A 21,981-nucleotide genomic window follows, 5' to 3' on the forward strand; every position below is an offset into this window, starting at 1 on the left:
AGAGGTCTTTTTTCTAGGTCTCGATGCTCTTTAGACTGCGCTCAAGAAGATATCTCAACCCTGATAGTTGGTCCGTTTGAAATTACTACGTTGTTCATCCACTCACTTTGAACAAAGTATCTGTCAAACCATATTGGCAATCCATATATTGATCTAAAGTTCGTTTTTGTTTTATCCATACTTTTCCTCCCTATTTTAAAATGAATAGCACATGGAAGATTCAGATGACCCCAAAACAAACTTTCAGGAATTGGCAACACTTTCAGAAAACATGGCAACTCTGTTTTTGAGGCAAGATTTTATTATTGAGGGCAATCCTGACTATTTCAACATAAAAGTAAAAAAGGATCTCTTCTTGTTACTCATATTTCCCATCTTGTTCCTGATTACTTTTCCAAGTATCATTATAAATTCCTCCAACTTAGGGAATCCAAAATTCTGGATAATGGAGATTTCAATAACTGCAATCGCAATAAGTCTTTTGAAATTTTACGCTACTTCCAAAAACATTGTTGTAGATACCAACAAAAAAACTATTGTTATAAAAAACCTCAACATTTTTAAAAGGCCCACATCCAAGCCAAAAAATATATTATTTAAAGAATTTGATAAGTTCCGCTCAGAGGCAATATCTGCTACCGTTGGCAGGTTTGGCCATAGGGTTCAATATCAAAAAATCCATATTTCATATGCTGATAAGGAAACTTTTTTATTGGACCTGACCTATCACCCCGAACAATTAAATTCCCATAAAATATTTATGGCTCGTTTGGGTAAAATTATCAAACACACTATTTAATTCCGATAAGTTTCTCTTCTGAAGAAAGGTTTTTTTTAAATCTTCTGCAACCAATATCGCATATCCACTTCCTTGGAGATAATGTCCTTGACCTCCGACAGCTTTACACGCTGCTGTTCCATGGTATCCCTGTGACGAATGGTCACAGTTTCATCTTCCAAGGTTTGATGGTCAACCGTAACACAGAAAGGTGTACCCGCTGCATCTTGTCTTCTGTAACGACGGCCCACAGCATCTTTTTCATCATAGATTACATTGAAGTCCCATCTTAACTCATCTATAAGTTTGTGGGCTACTTCCGGTAATCCATCACGTTTTAACAATGGTAAAACTGCTGCTTTGGTGGGTGCCAATACTGCTGGAATTTTAAGTACGGTTCGTGTAGTTCCATTTTCCAGTTCCTCTTCTTTTAACGAATTGGAGAACACCGCCAAGAACATACGATCCAAACCTATAGAAGTTTCGAGTACATAAGGCACGTAGCTCTTGTTCTCTTCTGGGTCGAAATATTGTAATTTTTTACCTGAAAATTCTTCGTGTTGACTTAAATCGAAATCGGTACGGGAATGGATTCCCTCCAACTCTTTAAACCCAAAAGGAAACCTAAATTCTATATCGGCCGCGGCATCAGCATAGTGTGCCAATTTCTCATGATCATGAAAACGGTAATTATCCTCGCCCATTCCCAAAGAAAGATGCCATTTCATTCGCTTTTCCTTCCATTTTTCATACCACTCTTGTTGGGTTCCCGGTTTGATGAAGTACTGCATTTCCATTTGTTCAAATTCCCGCATACGGAAAATGAACTGACGGGCTACAATCTCGTTACGGAATGCTTTTCCGGTCTGGGCAATCCCAAACGGAATTTTCATACGTCCGGTTTTCTGAACGTTCAAAAAGTTGACGAATATTCCTTGTGCTGTCTCGGGACGCAAGTACAAATCCATGGCGGAATCTGCCGAAGCACCCAATTTGGTTCCAAACATCAGGTTAAACTGTTTAACATCCGTCCAGTTTTTGGATCCTGAAAGTGGACACGCAATCTCTAATTCTTCAATCAATGACTTAACATCGGCCAAATCTTCATTTTCAAGAGATTTCCCCATGCGTTTTAGAATTCCATCGACCTTGGTCTGATAATCCAAAACACGTTGGTTAGTAGCCAAAAATTGTTCTTTGTCAAAACTATCCCCAAAGCGTTTGGCCGCCTTCTTGACTTCCTTTTCTATTTTAGCCTCAATCTTGGCAACATGGTCCTCAATCAAAACATCTGCCCGGTATCTTTTTTTAGAATCCTTATTATCTATCAGTGGATCATTGAAGGCATCTACGTGACCAGAAGCTTTCCAGGTGGTGGGGTGCATAAAAATAGCGGCATCTATCCCAACTATGTTGTCGTTGAGCTGCACCATGGCCTGCCACCAATATTCACGAATGTTCTTTTTTAGCTCAACCCCGTTTTGCGCATAGTCGTAAACAGCACTGAGTCCGTCATAAATCTCACTGGACTGGAATACGTATCCATACTCCTTTGCATGGGAGATTACCTTCTTAAAAATGTCTTCTTGATTTGCCATGCGGCAAAAATAGAATTTTGCCCAAAAAGATAAGCCCTATTTCAGCTGAAATTCAGTAGAAGCCAACAGTCTCTCGTCTTCGAACACATTTAGGGTGTAAATTCCTTCAGAAAGAGAACCTTCTGGAACAGTAATGGCGTCACAAATACTGATTTCCTTTCCGGTAAAGATTATTTCTACTTTTTTGCTGTAGGTGTTTCCACTAACGGATATGGTATTGGCATTATCTTCAATAACCGTCATGTTGGGATCCAAAAACTGTAGATAGAGCACTTTTACATCTCCGTCTTCATTAGAATCGGCCAAAATGGTAACACAGCCTCGTAATTTTTCTATAGTGGATGCCTTGTTGGTCTTTAAAGGTCTACCGGCTCTTAGCCTAAACCCACTTCCTTCCGCATCTTGGAGTTTTAGATAGCTCTTGATCTTGAGTTCTCGTGCCAATTCCTTGTTGGTTTCGCGTAACAGTGACTCCGCTTTTTCCATATTGCTTGCCCTTCCACGCACTTCCTCCAATCGTTTTCTGGTTTCTTCATATCTGCTGGCCAGTAAACTATTATTGTACCTAAGAAAGTTATTTTTGAGTTTAAGGCTGTCAAATTTAACTTCTAACATCCTAAGTTCTTTTCGTGTCTCCTTTAATTTGGTAATGCTGAAGTTCAACCTTCCCACGGAATCCAACAATTGTTGTACTTTGAACCTTGATGTCTGTAGTTCAATATCGTTTACCTCATTTAACCCGGATAGCCGATCTACTTCGGCTTTCATTAAGGTAAGGTCTTTTACCAAAAGGGATTTTTCCTGTTCCAAAAAGGACATTTGGTTTTTGGATTGGGCATAACTATAATAGAAGGCTATTAAAATACCCACGATTACAGCGACAAGTGCTGCAAAAATAATCTTGTAGTTGAAATTGTTATCTTGGGCATCCATGGGTTAATAGACTACTCTAAAGCGTAATAAGATTTGACTCCGAAAAGGTTGGCTAAGATAATAAACGAGATTAACAACATCCTATTGCCACAGGTATGTTTTGGATGTAATGCGCAATTAACCAGAGGAGAAAGCATATTGTGTACCGTTTGTCGACATGAATTGCCTCTCACCGATCATAACCTTACTGATGAAAATGTGGTAGACCGAATGTTTTATGGGAGAATTCCTATAAAAAAGGCAGCTTCTTTCGTGTTTTTTTCCAAAAATGGAATTGTAAAGAACCTTTTACATCAACTGAAGTATAAAAATCAAGAGCAAATAGGAGGTTTTTTTGGAGATTGGTTCGGCTCATATTTAAAGGATGAAAAAATGCTTCAAACGGTTGATGTTGTAATCCCAGTGCCCTTGCATCCCAAAAAAGAAAAAAAGCGGGGTTATAATCAAGTTTCTCTTTTTGCCCAACATATTGCCGTGGCCATTGATGCTGAATATAGAAGTGATGTTCTTCTGAGAACCATAAATACAAAAACCCAAACAAAAAAGGATAGGCAACTGCGTTGGGAAAATGCAAAAGATGTTTTTGAATTGAACCCAATGACCAAACAAAACTTTAAGCATGTACTATTGGTGGATGATGTAATTACCACGGGAGCTACTATTGAGGCCTGCGCAAAAACATTACATCAACTTAAGGATGTATGCATTTCCGTGGTCAGCATTGCGGTAGTCCCTTAGGTTAAATTTTATTAATGCTAGGTTTCAGTTTTCAAATTAGTTGTTTCTTTGTCCCATTCTAGTTTTTAAGATGCGATACCTAAGAAAACTATTAAGTATTTCCTTTCTTGTCCTAATGGGCTTGGCCCTTTGGCAATGTGCCAAAAGAGGAACACCTTCGGGCGGACCCAAAGATGTGACTCCACCGAAATTATTGAAAACAGAACCTGAAAATTTTACTACAAGTTTTAAGGCGGAAAAAATACGGTTGTACTTTGATGAGCTCATTAAACTGGAAGATGTACAGAACCAATTGATTGTTTCGCCTCCTTTGAAGTACCCTCCCGAGGTAAAACCTTTGGGTGGTGCCAACAAGTATATTGAAGTTATTATAAAGGACACCCTAAAAGAAAACACTACTTATACCTTAAATTTTGGCCAGAGCATAGTGGACAATAATGAAGGTAATCCCAATAGTTTTTTGACTTATGTTTTCTCTACCGGCACCTATATTGATTCTTTGACCCTGTCCGGTGCCGTAAAAGATGCATTTAACCGAAAAGCCGATGAGTTCATTAGCGTTATGCTCTATGAATTGGACACAGCGTATACAGATTCCACTGTTTACAAAAGCCCTCCCAACTATATTTCCAACACATTGGATAGTTTGCCCTTGTTTGAACTTAAAAATCTAAAAGCTGGGCAATACATATTGGTAGGTCTAAAAGACATCAACAAAAACAACCAATTTGATCAACGACAGGACAAAATTGGGTTTTTGAAAGATACCATTACCATTCCCACGGATTCCATTTATTTATTGAACCTCTTTCAGGAGAAGCCGGATTATAGTATTTCTGTGCCCAGTTATGTTGCCAAAAACCGCATTCTTTTTGGCTATCAAGGAAATTATGAGGACATCCAAATTAAAACTCTGACCGAATTACCGGATTCCGTAAATACCATCATTCTAAAAGACAGGGAAAAAGACACGTTGGATTATTGGCTTACCCCAACAGATTTAGACTCTATTATTTTTACCGTAACAAATACAAGTTTAGAGCGGATTGACACATTTACTGTTAAATCTCGAAAATTGGCTTTGGATTCTTTGCAGCTTAGTTCCAACATTAGTGGGCAAATGAACTTTGAGGATACTTTTAGTGTTTTGGCCAATACGCCCATTGTGGAATTGGACACTTCCAAAATTTGGTTCTTTAAAAGTGATTCCATCATAGCTCCATACTCTTTTAAAAAGGATTCTGTACGCAATAAGATTGATTTTGGTTTTGAGATAGAACCCAACCAAAGCTATGCTTTTGAATTGATGCCAGGGGCAATTACCGATTTCTTCGGCATTCAAAACGACACATTGAGCTATAGGTTATCAACAGGGAGCTATGCAGATTATGGGAATCTGCAGATCAATGTAAGCGGTGCCACGCGTTTTCCCATGATTTTGCAGCTCACAGATGATAAAGGAGAAATACAGCGTGAAATTTATGCTACCAAACCTGAGCCCTTTGAGTTCAACAATCTTGATGTAGGGAAATATCAACTACGGGTAATCTTTGATGATAATGGGAATGGCATTTGGGATACCGGAAATTACTTGCAAAAAATACAACCTGAAAAAGTAAGCTATTACCCAAATACGATTGAAATGAGAGCCAACTGGGAACAGGTAGAAAATTTTATCATTTTACCAGATTAAAATCGTCCCGATCTTCCAAGAACTTGAGCTTGTTCCTTGTTATATCAATATCGTTTTTCTCTAAAGTGGTATAGAGGACTTCTTTTTTTTCAGAATATGCTATTTGATTTCCCAAGGTATCGTACACCGCTGAATGACCTGAATACTCATAACCTAGACCATCAACCCCAATTCTGTTGACTCCCACACAATAGGCCATGTTTTCAATAGCACGTGCCTTTAGTAAGGTGTCCCATGCTGCAATACGCGGTTTTGGCCAATTGGCCACATAGATCAAAACATCATAATTTTCCACATTTCTGGCCCATACAGGAAAACGAAGATCATAACAAATCAATGGGCAAATTTTAAATCCTTTGTACTCCAGAAGTAATTTAGAGGTGCCCGCTTCATACACTTTGTCTTCTCCTGCCAAGGTAAAGGTGTGCCTTTTGTCATATGTTTTTGGATTTCCATTTGGATCAACAAAAAAGAGGCGATTGCGGTAAGTTTTTCCTTCTGAAAAAACAATGCTTCCAATCAAAGCCGCATTGCACTGTTCCGCAACTTTTCGCATCCACTCTACCGTTTTTCTGTCTTCTTCAGCTTCAATATTTTCTGGATTCATGGTAAACCCCGTAGAGAACATTTCTGGAAGAATAATCAAATCCACATCCTCGGTAATTGTTTGAATCTTCTCTTCAAATAATGCTCTATTTGCTTCTGGGTCTTCCCAAATCAAATGGGATTGTACTAGGGCTAATTTAAGTTTCGGGCTCATAACTCATACTAAAGTCCTTCAATAAGCTCAGGGAAACATTGTTCAGCATTATATTTTTTATCACCGTTGCTAATCAAAATACACGTCAGATTCCGAAGACTTGGACAATTGGAACAAATGCTTTAATTGGCTTTCCAAAATCCGTTCTTCCGAAAGTTCCGGGAGTTTTTCTAACGGAAAAAAATCAGCGTCAAGCATATCAAATCCAGCTTTGAGTTCTCCACCAACCATTCTACATAAAAAAAACAGTTTGTAAATGTAATAGGGTTCCGGGGGGTGTGCATGTACCTGTTTGTCATAGACTCCTAAAAATCTTACCACCTCTGTTTTTATTCCTGTCTCTTCCTCAATTTCCTTAACCGCAATTTCTGAGGGTGTATTACCAATATCTGCCCAACCACCGGGTATGGTCCATTTGCCATCAATACTTTCCTTGGCCATTAAAATTTCATCCTTCTCATTCAATACAAGTCCCCTGACATCAACTTTTGGAGTAGGGTAGTCATTCTCTGGCATAAAAAAATCCTGCAACACTTCAATGGGAGCGTTAGCCATATAGGCCATAAGTTTCAGGCTTATCTTCTTCAATTCTTCATAGCGCTCCAAATCGTAGGGATCCTTGGCATATACCAAGCCTGTTTCTGAAATTGCCTTAATTCGTTTTAATAGGTTGAGTTGCTCTTTTGAATCCATTAAACTGTTTATCCTTTTTCTTCCAATAGTTCTATTAAAGATTTGGTTCCTTGCATTTTTGCGTGATCCAAGGCCGTATTGCCCCTTGCATCTTTAGCCAATGTATCAGCACCATGCTCCAACAGTAATTGGGCAATTTCTATTCGGTTGAACGTTGCAGCATAAATGAGACTTGTGGCACCCATCGCATTAATATGATTTACATTGGCCCCAGCTTTGATCAACAGCTTTGCCAAGTTAACATAGCCTTTAAAACACACTCCCAATAATGCAGTATTGCCCGAACCATCTTTTGCATCAATTTCGGCCCCTTTGTTCAATAGCAGTTCTGTAATTCCCTCATGATTGTAATAGGTAGCCAAAATCAAAGGAGTTGACCCTCTTTCATCTTTGGTTTCCAACAATTTGGTATCAGATTCAAGTAGTTGTGAAACAGCTTCAAGGTTGCCACTTCTTATTTCACTGAAGAAGTCATCTTTATTGTTCATATTCCTTTGGAAAGGTATAAAAAAAACTGCCACAACCTTAGCGGATGTGACAGTTCTTCATAGTTAATTTCCTTTTTCTATTATTAAGCCAGGTCAAAGCGATCTAAGTTCATCACCTTAGTCCATGCGGCTACAAAATCTTTAACAAAACGGGCTTTGGAATCATCACTTCCATAGACTTCTGCTATTGCCCTAAGTTCGGTGTTTGACCCAAAAATAAGATCCACACGGGTACCTGCCCATTTTACCTCACCTGAAGCACGGTTGCGTCCTGCAAAAACATTTTCCTCTTCGGAGGTTGCCTCCCACTTGGTATTTAAGTCCAATAGGTTTACAAAGAAATCATTGGTCAAGGCTCCAGCTTGTTCAGTGAAAACTCCATGCTGCGATTGATCATGATTTACATCTAGAACCCGAAGCCCCCCTACAAGTACAGTCATTTCCGGAGCTGTTAAAGTTAATAGTTGAGCTCTATCTATCAACATTTCTTCTCCTGAAATTGCATATTTAGATTTGATATAGTTACGAAATCCATCAGCTTTAGGCTCCAGTACAGCAATAGAATCAACATCTGTTTGTTCTTGTGTAGCATCACCTCTTCCTGGCGTGAATGGAACAGCAATATCATGGCCTGCATTTTTAGCGGCCCGCTCAACACCAATACTTCCTGCCAGAACAATCAAATCAGCCATTGAAACTTTCTTGTTACCTGATTGGTTGCTATTGAATTCATTTTGGATTCTTTCCAATGTATCCAATACTTTTGATAATTGCTCTGGATTGTTCACCTCCCAGTCTTTTTGAGGTGTCAGCCTTATTCGAGCTCCATTGGCACCTCCTCTTTTATCTGAACCACGGAATGTTGAAGCTGAAGCCCAAGCTGTACCAACCAATTCAGAAACTGTTAAACCGGAGGCCAGAATATTGGCTTTTAGCCCATCAATGTCTCCATCATTGATCAATTCGTGCTTAACCTCGGGAATAGGGTCTTGCCATATCATCTCTTCTTTGGGCACTTCTGCTCCAAGATAACGTGTAATAGGACCCATATCACGATGTGTCAATTTAAACCAGGCACGGGCAAATGCATCAGCAAAATCGTCTGGATTTTCATGAAAACGTCTTGAAATTTTCTCGTAGGCCGGGTCCATGCGCAAAGAAATATCTGTGGTCAACATAATTGGGACATGTCGTTTAGAGGAATCGTGAGCATCTGGCACACTATTAGCGCCAGCTCCATGTTTTGGTATCCACTGGTGTGCTCCTGCCGGGCTTTTTGTCAATTCCCAATCATATCCAAACAGGTTCCAGAAAAAATTGTTGCTCCATTTAGTAGGTGTTGTTGTCCAAGCGCCTTCCAACCCACTGGTAATAGTATCCCCGGCATTTCCTGTCCCAAAGTTGTTTTTCCAACCCTTACTCTGCTCTTCAATACCAGCTGCAGCTGGTTCTCTCTCCACATATTTTCCCGGATCTGCTGCGCCGTGTGTTTTTCCAAAAGTGTGACCTCCGGCAATAAGGGCTACTGTTTCTTCATCGTTCATGGCCATTCTTCCAAAGGTTTCCCTAATATCATGTGCAGCGGCAATAGGGTCTGGGTTTCCGTTGGGCCCTTCTGGGTTCACATAAATTAATCCCATCTGAACCGCCCCAAGAGGGTTCTCTAGTTCCCGGTCTCCTTCATAACGTTTATCTCCAAGCCATTCTGTTTCAGCTCCCCAATAAATATCTTCTTCAGGATGCCAGACATCCTCACGTCCTCCCGCAAAACCAAAGGTTTTAAAACCCATGGATTCCAAAGCACAATTTCCCGCAAGAATCATTAAATCTGCCCAAGAAATCTTCTTTCCATACTTTTGTTTTATTGGCCAAAGCAGTAAGCGTGCTTTATCCAAATTTGCATTATCTGGCCAACTGTTCAATGGAGCAAAGCGTTGAGTTCCCGAACCAGCACCTCCACGACCATCCGCAATACGATACGTTCCCGCACTGTGCCATGCCATTCTAATGAAAAAAGGGCCATAATGTCCGTAATCTGCAGGCCACCAGTCTTGAGAATCAGTCATTAAATCATAAAGATCTTTTTTAATCGCATCTAAATTCAGTGACCTAAATTCTTCCGGGTAATCAAACCCATCATCCATAGGGTTGGACAGAGAAGAGTGCTGACGAAGAATATTCAATTTTAATTGATTGGGCCACCAATCATGGTTAGATGTGCCACCTCCAGCACCATGTTTTAAGGCTCCATGCATAAATGGACATTTGCTAGCTCCATTTTGACCGCCCGCGGCAGTGTCTTTTGTTGATTCTTTACTCATGATAGTATGTTGTTTTAAATATGTTTTTTTAACCCACATAAAATTAAGAAAACAGCAGTCTGAATAATAGACAATTAATATTAAAATGTTATTAAAACATAAATATTATTTATATTCTGGTCATATGCTCAATTCCCTAAAGGCAAGTTCTTAGCATGAACAGCACCTTTATATGGCGTATTTGACCCTTTATGTGGCCATTTTATACCTTATCTTTGCTTATTGTCATTATTAACACTATGAAAATTTGTTTTTATACATGTCCAATTAAAGTTGCTTTAATCGTCAATAAAGTAGTATTACTATACACACATAATTAACTCAAATTCTATCGCAGATGAAAAAATTCATTTTACCAATCGTTGCCTTATTGCTCTTTAGCTTTAGTGCGGATACTTTTAAGCTAACAGATGTTGATCGTAAAATGGCAATCAAACATTTGACAGAAACCCGTGATCATTTGTCAAAAGTCCTTAAGGGACTTACAGAGGAGCAACTAAATTTTCTTCCAGAAGAGGAAGCTTGGTCTATTGCTCAATGTGTTGAGCATTTAACCATTTCTGAGAATGCTTTTGGAGGTTTAATAAAAAAGACAGTGACCTCGGGCACCAATCCTGCTTTAAAAGACTCCTTAAAATTCAAAGATGAACAACTCATGGGCATTATTACCGACAGGACCAACAAAGTAAAAACAAGAGAACCTTTTGAACCAACTGGAAAATTTGGCACCCATGAATCCACAGTGAAGACTTTTATGGACAAAAGAAATGAGCATATAGCATACATCAAGACTACAGAAGATGATTTAAGAAACCGATTTAGCAACGACTTGCCCTTTGGTACTGTTGATGGCGTACAACTGGTCATCTTTATGGCAGGACATACGGAACGCCATGTAAAACAAATGGAAGAAGTAATGGGACACAAACTTTTTCCTAAAGGAAACTAAAGAATCGTATTAACACTTATTGGCAAACCCCTTCCAGATTGGAAGGGGTTTATTTTTTACCTTTATTCTTTCTTTAAACACGATATATGAAAATAGCAAAATCCCTGACAATAACAGTATTAATGCTGCTGATTGTTAATGTAAATGCGCAATCCAAAAAGGACAGGAAAATTATAAACGATGCAAAAAGTGCAAAAAAAACATTGTTGAAAGCAGATAGTGGTCTTGAACGCTTTTTTGATAATTCAGCAGGTTATGTTCTTTTTCCCAATGTAGGCAAAGGAGGTTTCATCATTGGTGGTGCCTCTGGGAATGGAGTAGTTTATGAAGCTAGTGAAATGGTTGGAATGGCAGGACTTAAAAAGCTGAACGTTGGTCTTCAGGCTGGTGGACAAGCAATTATAGAGGTTATCTTTTTTGAAACCCCAATAGATTTAGAACGCTTTAAGGAAGGAAAGTTTGCCTTTGCTGCCGAAACCTCTGCAGTTGCCCTAAAATCTGGTATTGCGTTCAACGCAAAATATAAAGATGGGGTTGCCGTTTTTGCACTTCCCAAAGCTGGCTTAATGGCCGATGCTTCTGTGGGAGGTCAAAAGTTTAGCTATCGCCCATTTTAATAAACTCTTTGACACAAAAAACCCCAAGAAGATATAGTATTTTCTTGGGGTTTTCTTTTTGGAAGTGTATTGGTATCAGAATTGATATCTAATCCCAAGTCCTAAATCAAAATCAAAGTCACTACCATAACCCTCATCGTTAAAGCCTATTTCAGGTCTTACGTCCAAGGACAAAAGCAATGGAATCTTAAAATTGTACTCTATTCCAATGTCTCCAGCCAATAGTGCAAAGGTGTTAGAACCTGCACCATCAACACTGACATTTCCTACACCGGCACCCGCACCTACATACCAATGAAAAGAACGATCTAAAGGCATTACCCATTGGTAAAGGCCAACCAACTTAAAAGCATCATAGGAATCCTTTTTGCTTCTAATTCCTAAGTCCAGTTCAAGCCGATTTGCATCTGAAAGACCTAATTGATAGCTTATTTCCGCACCAAATCCATCATCATCCCCGACTCTAATTCCCAATGCATGTTTTGAAATTTCCTGGGCCTGACACTGAAATACCAATGCAAGACCAAAAACAAGAGTAAATAAAACGTGTTTCATAGTTATGGTTATTAATGTTTATTGGAATAATCTACGTGTTTCTTGTAGGGCTTGGATGTTTTGTGTTAAAAATTGCACTGTTCCCCATTGTGTTATTGATGCTCATTTGGAGTAAAATCTTCTGGAGCATTTTGAAGCAGTTTTGTTGTTCCCGAATCTCCCGTATCATTAAAAATTGTCCATTCTGAAAAAGTGTAAGAGGGGTTCCCCTTAGTAATATTTAGGTTTCTTACCGCCCTACCATCTTCAAATTCGTGGTTGGTGCCAGAGCCATCTTCGCCAATAATTCCAAACCTATCGATGATAACTCCAAAGGGATCAACCAATTCCAAGTTATCATCTCCATTGGAATCTGCAGGACTATTTGTAGATACCCCTAAATCTGGTGAAAATCCATATATCAACTCAAATTCAGCTGCATTAGGAGATATGACAAACGTACTTTTTCCCTCAATGATAAATCCAGATAAATCAATCGAGGAACTTACCGCTGTTTTATCGTTGGTATAGCGTTGCAGTATCCATTTGTTCAGATGCAAAGATTCTTCAGATGCATTGTACAACTCAACAAATCGTGCTTTGGAATTGTTATCCGGGTCTGCCAGTTCTGAAATAAAAATCTGGTTCGATGTAAATTCAGTTATGATTTCCGGACAGCGATCGTTAGAAAAATCCAAATCATTCAAATCCCGGATAACTAATTGATGTTTCTTTCCATCTTTTTGTAAAATTCCAGTTATTGTTCCATTTCCATCTGGCAAAACTTCGGCCTGAAAATCCGAAAAACCACTGTTTAGCATCACCATTTCATTTTCGTTACAGTCTTTAAGAATAATCTCTGTTTCTTCTTTGGGCAACGCAAAGGTCATTCCCAACCCTTCATCCATTACCTCCAAGCTATCGAGTTTAACTAAGACATTGGCCGGAACATTCTCCACATCCAAAATGTTTGTCAAAATCGGTTTAACTTCTTCAATATCTCCGCACGACAAGAAAATGTGATCAGGGACCTTCAAAGCTGGCAGTCTTCCTACTGAAACATTTCCAAATGCTGAAAACGACCCACCAAGTTTGAGTGTTTCTCCACTTTTCCCCAAGAATAACCCTTTAAGTTTCACCTGAACTTTACTGCCAACTTCAAAAAACAAGTGCGAATTCCGTAAATCAATTTCAAGTTGAAGCCCTTTGGCAGGATTAGTTGGATGGTCTTGTAGATAGAGAACTCCATAAAAATTCCCAGCCCTATCAGACGAGATTATGTATCCCTCAATAATTAAATCTTCCTGAATCTGTATTGTTTCATCATTAAAAAACCCTTCTAAGTCCTCAAAACTGATGTTGGCTTCCATGTCTGAATCACAGTTATCTTCCGGAGCTTCAAAATCCGAGCCTACAACACAAGAAAAAACAATGATTAAGCTTAAAGAACAGCATGTTTTATTTATAAATCTCATTATCATCAAATAGTATTTGGTTTTCTTTGGTTCATTCTTTTGATTAAAAGCTAATGGCAAGATTCAGAAAATATGTCCGCCCGTAACTATGCCAGTACTTTGGGCCAAAAGAGGGTGTCCCGCTCAAATTGTCCTTTTGCAATTGTCCATAATTTCCATTTCGGCTTTGTTCATAACCTCCAGTTCTAAAAACCTCATCAAACAAATTATTCACGCTTACAAAAGCACTAATATATTTTCGGTCCACAAACCATGATTTCCCACCAACAAGATTGAGCAAATAGAAGTCATCCAGTTTTTGTTGTTTTAAAACTTGAGCTACATTTTCTTCAGTGGCTTCTGGAAAACGTTCGCCAGTATCTGGATTCAACAAAAAGCTTTGGGTGCGGGTTATGGTCGAGAGATTCAAGTAATTATTGGCCAAGTAATTGGTTGTTAAGCCCATCCACCAGTATTTTGGATCTCTATATTCTACTCCCAAGGCCAAAGCAGTTTGAGGGCCTTGTGCCAATTTTAACTCCTTTAATTTAGCAATCCCTAAATCCAAATTGCCTTCAAGGCCCAATACCTCTTTTTCGCTCCCTGCTGTGTCAAAGTTTATGATCACAGAAGGGTCGCTAGCATAAACATAGTGCCCAATATTACCTATTGCCGATATTTTTACATTTGATGAAACCTCATACTCCAATCCAAACTCAATTCCTTTATTCAGCTTGTCCAATCCAGTTATTACCTCTTGAACAAAATCTGACCCAAAACCTGAATCCACATAAAAGAAATTGATATCAGTTGTATGCTGAAATCTAGTGTAGAATGCACTTATGCGCCCTGTAAGATCAGGTAATCTTATAAAATAGCTTAAATCAACGGAGGAAATGGTCTCCTTTTGGATTTCAGGAACAGCTTCATTGTTTTCACGAGGATTTACAAACATGTTCTGAATAGTAGGAGGCCTGTTTATGAGAGCTCCATTTGCAGTTATCCAATGTCTCCCGGAAAGAAAATAGGAAATCCCAGATTTAAGACCCACTCCCGAAAAAGAAACTTTATCTCCCTTGCCCAAAGAGTTTTCCAAAAACCGTTCGTTTTGAAAAAGGCCTTCCCTTTGGGCCTCAAAACCAGAAAAAGATGCAGAAGCAAATCCTTTCAAGTTTTTATACGCTGCTTGTATCTGTCCAAAACCATTAAATTGAGATACCATCATGTTATAATGGTAATTGAATTTCTGTCCTTCACTTTTAGTCAAGCTGCCCGCAACATCATTCTTTGTTTCTGAAAATGAATCAACATCCTCATGATAATCTGCACCCAACAAGTCATCAATTTCAGCAAAGTTTTCGGAAGCAAGTTTTTTATATTGCATACCTGCTCCTACTTTAATATGTTCATTGATTCTATAGTTCAAAGAACTGGACAAGGTAATTTGCCGGTCATTTATTACATCATTATAGTGTACATATGATGCCTTTCCTTGATTTAATGTATTGGTATTTGCAGCGTATATTGCTTCCCATTCCATTTGAGGGTTACGTAAAAAGCCTTCTTTGGCCAAAGAGGCATTTGTAAAATCCGCTCCCAATGAGCTGTTCAAGTAATAACTGGGTAAATTCTTGTAATAGGTAGGGTCCGGATTTGAAGCATTGAAGTACCCCAACCTGCTTCTGGCATTCCTCCCAAATTGATAGGAAATTCCTGTTGTCCAATATAGTTTGGGAGACTGGAAAAAGTGATTCAAAACAAATAAAGGCTCAAATATTTCCCTAGTTCTGGAATTTCTGATCTTCCCATCCAACTTTCCCCAATATGGATTGTATTTATTGCCCATTAAATCAAAAACCTCTTGGGTAATTGCGGAGGAACGTCCTCTTCGGTTTCGAGCCATGATGGAGGTCAGCACTATGCTGTTTTGCGCATTGAGTTGATATTCCAAAGCACCAAAAAATGAATACGCATCATACAAAGTTCCATCAACATAACCTTCACCGGCCCATCTCCTTGATGATGAAACTGAATATGCCAATCCCTTGTGCAATCCAGAGTTGTAGGTTGCCATTAACCGACCTCTATAAGTCCGGTTAGACATTGAACTGGATAACCGAATTCCAGGCCTAACAGCAGATGGCCTTATATTTATATTCGTATTTCCCAGTATTCCTCCAAATGTGTATGGATTTATCGCCAAACCATAGGTGAACTCTTGATTACGCAATACGTCATTCAATCCACCCCAATTATTCCATTGCGGCCTTCCATCAAAGAATTTATTCATGGAAATTCCATTGACCATAACAGTTCCGTTTTGGGAATCATACCCTCGGACTTTAAAAAATGCTTGACCAAAATCAAATGCTGCACGGTTTAGAAAAATATCCTTGCTGGATTGTAAAAGTCCTGAAGAAATTGCAACGGTTTCCTCATCGCTGGACAAATCATCAGCTGTCAGTGAAATCAAATTGTCCGTTTTTTCTTTGGTTAAATCTTTTTCCAGAAAAATATCTCCAAGAATAATAGGTTCACCTTCCAAAACAATTGGAAGTCGCTTTAAAATATAATCCTGAGCGCCAATTTTAAGGGTCTGTTCGCCAATTTTTGGTGTTCTTATTGTAAAACGGCCATTGCTGTTGGTGGTAAAGGCTTCAGGAAAGCCTTCAATTAAGATGATTACATTCTGGATTGGTCCTTTGGTGGCTCCATCCATAATAATTCCAGATATTGAAGTACTCTGCTGTCCATACAAAAATGAGGTACAACATAGCACAATTTGGAACATAGCAGTTCTCATAAGCTAGCTACGGTAGGTTAATAAATAAGATTTTGGGGTTATAATCTTTCGAGATGTGTACGAAAAACGAGCAATCTTACTTATTTTAGACCACAAATCAAAACCCAAATGCAATTTTTAACCTACTTATTTGTATTGGCAACGGTATGCCTATCTGCACAATCCCAAAAATCCTATCGGATCAGAACTATAGCATTTTATAATGTTGAAAATCTTTTCGACACCGTAAATGACTCTTTGACCTTTGATGACGAAAGGACTCCAGAGGGACGATATAATTGGACTGAAACTCGTTACAAAAAGAAAATTGAACATATTTCAAAAGTGCTGTCCAAGATTGGCGAGGAAGCCTCCAAAACCTCCCCAGATATTATTGGGTTGTGCGAAGTGGAAAACAAAAATGTGATTGAAGATTTGGTAAATCATCCCAATTTAAGAAATAAGGATTATGGAATTGTCCATTTTGATTCGCCAGACGAACGAGGTATTGATGTGGCACTACTTTTTAAGAAATCTTCCTTTTTGCCCACTTCGTTCAAAAGCAATAGGCTTCTTTTGTTTGATGAAATGGGTGAAAGAAACTATACCCGTGACCAACTTGTGGTTGGAGGGATTCTTGATGGGGAAGAGTTCCATTTTATTGTTAACCATTGGCCCTCCAGAAGAGGTGGGGCCACTAAAAGCAAACCAGATAGAATTAGAGCTGCCTTAGTTAATAAACGAATTATTGATTCCATCCAAAAATTCAACCCAGAGGCTAAAATTATCAGTATGGGCGACCTGAATGATGACCCCAGGGACGAAAGCCTTAAAAAAATTCTCAAAACAAAAGGGAAAGTGTCCCAAATGGATAGTCTATCGCTCTTTAACCCAATGGAAAAATTATACAGAAAAGGGATTGGCTCATTGGCATATCGTGACAAATGGAACCTCTTTGACCAATTTTTTATGACTCAAAATCTTACACAAAAAGGCAGCAAAGGTTTTTCTTTTTGGAAAGCTAGTGTTTATGCACCTTCCTATTTAAAAACACAAGATGGGAGATACAAAGGGTATCCCTTTAGGACATACGCGGGAGGCACCCATGCAGGGGGGTATAGCGACCATTTCCCCGTGTATTTATTTTTAATAAAGGAAGTGAAAGAATAACTAACGGCTTGAAAAAAAGTCCCGCTTGTGCCCAATCTGAAATTTTTTCAATCTGTAAGACTTCTAAAAAACGAGGGCAAGCATGTTTTTGATATATGTGATACACCAGAATTATACGCAAAATATATAGTGGTGAAGATCACCTTTGATTTGTAGTGGTTTTCTCAATCAGAGTTTTTGTAAGCATGTGAAAATCCTTCAATTTCATGAATTTTGACACTATGGGAATCGGTTCATCCAAATCTTTTATTGATATGTCCATGGATAATTCCGAATCAGATGCATTAATCCCAAAATCTTCTATATCAGAATAGCTGAGTTCAACCCCAAAAAGGGAAAGATTGTCCTCCCTTAAAATAATCTTATTATCCTTTAATCTAAAAAACATTGAAAAGGAATAAAATAGATATATTGCCCATCCTATCAATACAAACACCAATACAATACAAACCTGATTAATCCATGTTTCCTTTACTGTCAACACTCCAAGCCTGTAAATGGTAAAAGCCCCATATATCTGTCCAATTCCAATGAACAACAAACTGTACAATGGCTTAATTTTTATGGTTTTGACAGGTTTTGTTTCCCTCATTGTTTATCTTTCGACTACCGTAATATAAACGTATAGTGGTTACCTTTTTTTTAGTTTTGCTCTTTTCTATTTGGAGTTATAAGTTGGTGAAAATCATACGGAATTCAAAGGATTTGAGTGGGTTTGTAAAAGAACTCGAAAACCTATCCAAGAAAAACAAATTTTTGGATGAACAGAAATCGGAGCGGTATATGTTGGAATCCAATCGTTACAGGTTAGCCAATAAAAAAATAACCAAATCAAAGTTATTGTGGTTTTCCATCGAAGTCATGAGCATCGTAGTATTGTATTTTGTATTCATACATGAGCATTTTTCTTAGAATTCTCCAGGCTAAAAGCCGTTAAACTGAGTTATGTCCGGGGTAATAAATAGAGGATACGTTCAACTTTGGGCTATAAAACAATAGACGAATTTGAAAACGAAATGTATAACCAAAAAACAGCGGCATGACTCGTAACTTTATATCCGCCTTTTTGTTCCAAGCACATAGAATCTGCATTATTTAAAATGCACAATGGGTATTAATAGTATTATTCTTTACTACATATTATCCTAGCCATTGGCCCCAAGGTATACGGCTTAAAATCAACAAAAGTCCCAAACCATAGAAAATGGCAATGCTCTTGAATTTTGCACTGCTCTCATTTTTCTTTTTGTGACGAGACCAGCCAATGGTAATCAAGGCCACGGCCAAAATATTGGTAAAGGGGTGTTCCACAGCCAACAAACGAGCGGCAGAGTTCAACCCTCCCATGCCTAACGCCTGAACCGCCTTAAGGCCATTATCAGAAATAAAGTATAGGATAAGGCCTATCAAAAGCTGCATATGTGTTAGAATCATTGCAAAAAGGCTTACTCTTAAATCTTTATGCATGGTAAATTCTCTTTTTCCAAGCCATCCAGTTATGGCATTAAAAACGGCTAAAATCAATATAGCCAGCACAACATAGGCAAAGTAAGAATGAAGGTTTTGTAAAATTTCCATTGGTATAATTTGATGTTTAAATGTAAGGATTTTGAAAATAAAAAACCCTGCCGTTGGCAGGGTTTTATTCCTATTTTATGGTCTATCCTAGAAATTGTAGCTAAGGCTTAGGTTCCAAGTTCTTCCAAATCCAAACCACACTAAGTTTCTATCGTCAATTCCTTTATAGGTAGAAACTGGAGCATCAGATGCAGGACCTTCATCTCCCACATATATACTAGAGCTTGCTTCAGAAATATATTCAGTATCAAATATGTTGTTCACATTCAAACGAATAAATATGTTTGATTTTTCAAAATCAAACTGATAATCAAGACCTAAATCAAATAGGTTATAGCTTGGCAATTTTAGAGCACCTCTATTGTTTGGCGCCAAGAATTGTGCATCGTTTGCCCAGTTACGTGTATCCAACTGAAAAGTAAAGTCAGAATAAAGGTTGGCGGCGTGCCTCCATGTAACATCTACACCCAGGTTTTCGATGATTTCATAGTCAGCTTCCAAACTAGCGGTAAATTGAGCTGCATCACCAACTTTGGTTCCATCAACATACAACGTAGCAGTATCTACCAAGTTTTGATCTCCATCAAAAACACTTGCAGTTACGTTGTCTTTGAACTGCCAGTTACCAATAGACATCATACCATCCAAACGGAGTCTGTCTACTGGACGCATATTGAAATCCAATTCCAATCCAGAGTGTACTTGTTTAACTCCTGCAAAATTTGCAGTACCGTTATCCAACCCCTGAACTCCTCGGATAGATTCCGAAATGAATCTGTTATCCCAGGTGGTATTGTAAAGGTTAATGTTTGCGTTTAAAAAACTAGAGCGATATCCATACCCAAGCTCAAAAGATGTTATCTGCTCGTTTTCTGCATCTTCGTTTATGGCATTGGCGAAGTTTGGAAAAATAGCATCAAACAAAGGCTGTCTTTCAATATAACCAGCATTGAAGAATACATTATGGCTATCATCAATGTTATAATTGGCTCCACCTTTTATGTAACCTCCAACTTTACTGTCCTTATCACTTTCTGCATCTTCATTTGGTTGGTTGAAGTAATCGATTCTTTGATAAGTCTGGTTGGAAACACCAATTTGAAGAACCGCCGATAGGTTATTACGATTGTTATATTCAGTTATCCCGTTAAAACCAAACCAGTTTACCTTACCTACATTATAATAATCGATTTTGTTATCTGTTAACCCTGTGTTGTTGAAAGGGGAGGCTTTGATAGTCTCTCTTATTATTAAGCCCTCCGTAATATTTTCATTTCCAGTACTAACATATCCGTCCAATCCAAGTAGGTCGTTCAAAACACGGTAGTGAAATCCTTTGTACGAACGTAAATCCACACCTCCTCCAAGAGTCCACTCATCATTCAATTCCCATTTTAAGTTAGAGATAGCTCCATACCAGTTATGAGAGTTCATAGAGGCCCTTCTAATGGCAATGTTACTGTTAACACCGTTATCACTGAATCCATTTGAACCAAGGATGGCACCTTCATATGGTCCTTCCACAGTGTATGCATCTCCTGCTCTGTTATTGGCAACCACCGCATCAAAATCAATTGTTCCATCTGCATTACGATATGTAAGCCCATCCGTAATACCTTCGGTTAAATCCTTTCGGAAAGGATTGATGCTAAAATTACGTCCACGAGGTCCTGTTCCACCACCACGGCCCCAAGAACCATAAATTGAGGTAGATAGTGATAGTTTGTCATCAATATTCCAATCCCAGTTTAGCGTACCGATTGGCTTGTTGTAGAAGTTTCTTCTAAAGGTATACGTTTCACCGTTCAACATACCCCAATCACCATTGAACTTTCTGAAGTCATCTCCACCATAGTTTAAATGATCACGAATAGAGAGCTCAAAATCTCTTTGGTTGTGCCATTGGGCAGCTCCTGTAAAAGTAAAGTTAAATGCATGCTTATCGGATGGCATATAACCTAACGAAAACAAATAGGTATACCCTTCGCCTTCTGTGGCATCAACATAACCATCACCTGACCAACGTCCTAAAAGAATACTTGAAGACCATCCTTTTTCATTGGTACCTGTATTGTACCCAACAACAGTTTTGAAATACGAATCGTTACCGGCAGAGATCTTGGCAAAACCACCTTCTTCCTTTTCTGTACTCTTTGTAACAATGGTCAATGTTCCACCTACAGAAGGAACAGCCAATTTAGAAGAACCTAGTCCCCTTTGTACTTGCATTCCAGAAGCAATATCTGAAAGGCCCTGCCAGTTGGACCAATATACCCAACCGTTTTCCATATCATTAACGGGCTGTCCATTTATAATTACGGCAGTGTTGTTTTGGTTAAAACCACGAAGGTTAATTCTAGAATCTCCATATCCACCTCCTTGCTTAGTAGCATATACAGAAGGAGTAGTATTCAATATTTCAGGGAATTCAGTATTTCCAACTTTTAGTTGGATTTCTTTGGCTGTAATTGTGCTAACAGCTACTGGAGTCTCACGCTCCTTTGCCAAATCAATTACCCCTGTACCAACTACTACGACGCCTTCCAATTCTTCAGCATCTGGGTTTAAGGTAATAGAGCCTATGTCTCCATAGGTACTAAAAGAGATTCTCCTTTCAACAAATCCAATATAAGAAACAACAAGAGTTCCTGAATCCTCAGAAACTTCAATTGTAAATTTCCCATCAAAATCCGTTGATGTACCGTTTTGTGTTCCTTGGAGGACAACACTGGCACCGGGAAGTGGAGTTCCCATGTCACCGTCCATAACAGTACCGGTAACTGTTCCTTGTGAAAACATAATTGTGGATACAAACAGAGCCACAATCAATGAATAGAGTTTTTTCATTTTAATAGTGTTTAAGTTATTTGAATAGCCTTGCAAAAGTCTCATTTT

The 21,981-nt window shown here is 38.6% G+C and carries 18 protein-coding genes; 6 read left to right on the forward strand and 12 right to left on the reverse strand.

Translation table 11 applies throughout. The features are described from left to right. The first annotated feature begins 211 nt into the window (after positions 1-211). Positions 212-799: a hypothetical protein gene (locus CRO15_RS01910; protein ID WP_097044076.1), complete on the forward strand. Its 588-nt coding sequence runs from the start codon at positions 212-214 to the stop codon at positions 797-799. Between the two features lie 35 nt (positions 800-834). Here CRO15_RS01910 and CRO15_RS01915 read toward each other — a convergent pair whose 3' ends face one another. Both CRO15_RS01915 and CRO15_RS01920 read right to left on the reverse strand, forming a co-directional pair. Next, positions 835-2,376: a glycine--tRNA ligase gene (locus CRO15_RS01915; RefSeq protein WP_097044077.1), complete on the reverse strand. Its 1,542-nt coding sequence runs from the start codon at positions 2,374-2,376 to the stop codon at positions 835-837. A 36-nt stretch (positions 2,377-2,412) separates the two neighbouring features. Next, positions 2,413-3,309 (reverse strand): AAA family ATPase, encoded by an 897-nt coding sequence (locus CRO15_RS01920; RefSeq protein ID WP_097044079.1) that lies wholly within the window; start codon positions 3,307-3,309, stop codon positions 2,413-2,415. Positions 3,310-3,357: 48 nt separating this feature from the next. Here CRO15_RS01920 and CRO15_RS01925 point away from each other — a divergent pair, with 48 nt between their 5' ends. Next, complete coding sequence (locus tag CRO15_RS01925) at positions 3,358-4,047, forward strand: ComF family protein (RefSeq protein ID WP_243396882.1); 690 nt, start codon at positions 3,358-3,360, stop codon at positions 4,045-4,047. 70 nt (positions 4,048-4,117) lie between these two features. Further along, positions 4,118-5,740, forward strand: coding sequence for an Ig-like domain-containing domain (locus CRO15_RS01930; protein WP_097044083.1), 1,623 nt, complete (start codon positions 4,118-4,120; stop codon positions 5,738-5,740). On the opposite strand, the gene CRO15_RS01935 is transcribed toward CRO15_RS01930, so the two are convergent. From CRO15_RS01935 to katG, 4 genes are all read right to left on the reverse strand, one after another. Then, positions 5,724-6,500, reverse strand: coding sequence for an amidohydrolase (locus CRO15_RS01935; protein WP_097044085.1), 777 nt, complete (start codon positions 6,498-6,500; stop codon positions 5,724-5,726). The two genes, CRO15_RS01930 and CRO15_RS01935, sit on opposite strands and share 17 nt — an antisense overlap. A 69-nt stretch (positions 6,501-6,569) precedes the next feature. Beyond that, positions 6,570-7,193, reverse strand: a complete 624-nt coding sequence (locus CRO15_RS01940; RefSeq protein WP_097044086.1) for an NUDIX hydrolase — start codon at positions 7,191-7,193, stop codon at positions 6,570-6,572. An 8-nt stretch (positions 7,194-7,201) separates the two neighbouring features. Next, on the reverse strand, positions 7,202-7,681 hold the full coding sequence (locus CRO15_RS01945) for an ankyrin repeat domain-containing protein (RefSeq protein WP_097044088.1): 480 nt from the start codon (positions 7,679-7,681) through the stop codon (positions 7,202-7,204). A gap of 83 nt (positions 7,682-7,764) precedes the next feature. Beyond that, positions 7,765-10,002, reverse strand: coding sequence for a catalase/peroxidase HPI (katG, locus tag CRO15_RS01950; protein ID WP_097044813.1), 2,238 nt, complete (start codon positions 10,000-10,002; stop codon positions 7,765-7,767). Positions 10,003-10,339: 337 nt separating this feature from the next. Here katG and CRO15_RS01955 point away from each other — a divergent pair, with 337 nt between their 5' ends. After that, the gene (locus tag CRO15_RS01955) at positions 10,340-10,951 is read left to right on the forward strand and encodes a DinB family protein (protein ID WP_097044090.1); all 612 of its coding nucleotides are present in this window, start codon (positions 10,340-10,342) and stop codon (positions 10,949-10,951) included. Positions 10,952-11,037: 86 nt separating this feature from the next. After that, on the forward strand, positions 11,038-11,568 hold the full coding sequence (locus CRO15_RS01960) for a lipid-binding SYLF domain-containing protein (RefSeq protein WP_097044092.1): 531 nt from the start codon (positions 11,038-11,040) through the stop codon (positions 11,566-11,568). Between the two features lie 75 nt (positions 11,569-11,643). Here the strand turns inward: CRO15_RS01960 and CRO15_RS01965 are convergent, their stop codons facing one another. The 3 genes from CRO15_RS01965 to CRO15_RS01975 all read right to left on the reverse strand — a co-directional run bounded on the left by CRO15_RS01965 (position 11,644) and on the right by CRO15_RS01975 (position 16,359). Beyond that, the gene (locus tag CRO15_RS01965) at positions 11,644-12,123 is read right to left on the reverse strand and encodes a hypothetical protein (RefSeq protein WP_097044094.1); all 480 of its coding nucleotides are present in this window, start codon (positions 12,121-12,123) and stop codon (positions 11,644-11,646) included. A 92-nt stretch (positions 12,124-12,215) separates the two neighbouring features. Continuing rightward, positions 12,216-13,577 (reverse strand): DUF5689 domain-containing protein, encoded by a 1,362-nt coding sequence (locus CRO15_RS01970; protein WP_097044814.1) that lies wholly within the window; start codon positions 13,575-13,577, stop codon positions 12,216-12,218. 43 nt (positions 13,578-13,620) lie between these two features. Next, complete coding sequence (locus tag CRO15_RS01975; RefSeq protein WP_097044096.1) at positions 13,621-16,359, reverse strand: TonB-dependent receptor; 2,739 nt, start codon at positions 16,357-16,359, stop codon at positions 13,621-13,623. Positions 16,360-16,467: 108 nt separating this feature from the next. On the opposite strand from CRO15_RS01975, the gene CRO15_RS01980 reads away from it, so the two are divergent. Then, entirely contained in the window at positions 16,468-17,508 is a 1,041-nt protein-coding gene (locus CRO15_RS01980) for an endonuclease/exonuclease/phosphatase family protein (protein WP_097044098.1), read from the forward strand. Positions 17,509-17,647: 139 nt separating this feature from the next. Here the strand turns inward: CRO15_RS01980 and CRO15_RS01985 are convergent, their stop codons facing one another. The 3 genes from CRO15_RS01985 to CRO15_RS02000 form a co-directional block, all read right to left on the reverse strand. After that, complete coding sequence (locus CRO15_RS01985) at positions 17,648-18,100, reverse strand: hypothetical protein (protein ID WP_097044099.1); 453 nt, start codon at positions 18,098-18,100, stop codon at positions 17,648-17,650. Positions 18,101-18,648: 548 nt separating this feature from the next. Continuing rightward, on the reverse strand, positions 18,649-19,086 hold the full coding sequence (locus CRO15_RS01995; protein WP_097044101.1) for a hypothetical protein: 438 nt from the start codon (positions 19,084-19,086) through the stop codon (positions 18,649-18,651). An 87-nt stretch (positions 19,087-19,173) separates the two neighbouring features. Continuing rightward, positions 19,174-21,933, reverse strand: a complete 2,760-nt coding sequence (locus CRO15_RS02000) for a TonB-dependent receptor (protein ID WP_097044815.1) — start codon at positions 21,931-21,933, stop codon at positions 19,174-19,176. Between the last annotated feature and the right edge of the window lie 48 nt (positions 21,934-21,981).

The organism is Flagellimonas pacifica (assembly GCF_900215465.1).
GTDB classification, from domain to species: domain Bacteria; phylum Bacteroidota; class Bacteroidia; order Flavobacteriales; family Flavobacteriaceae; genus Flagellimonas; species Flagellimonas pacifica.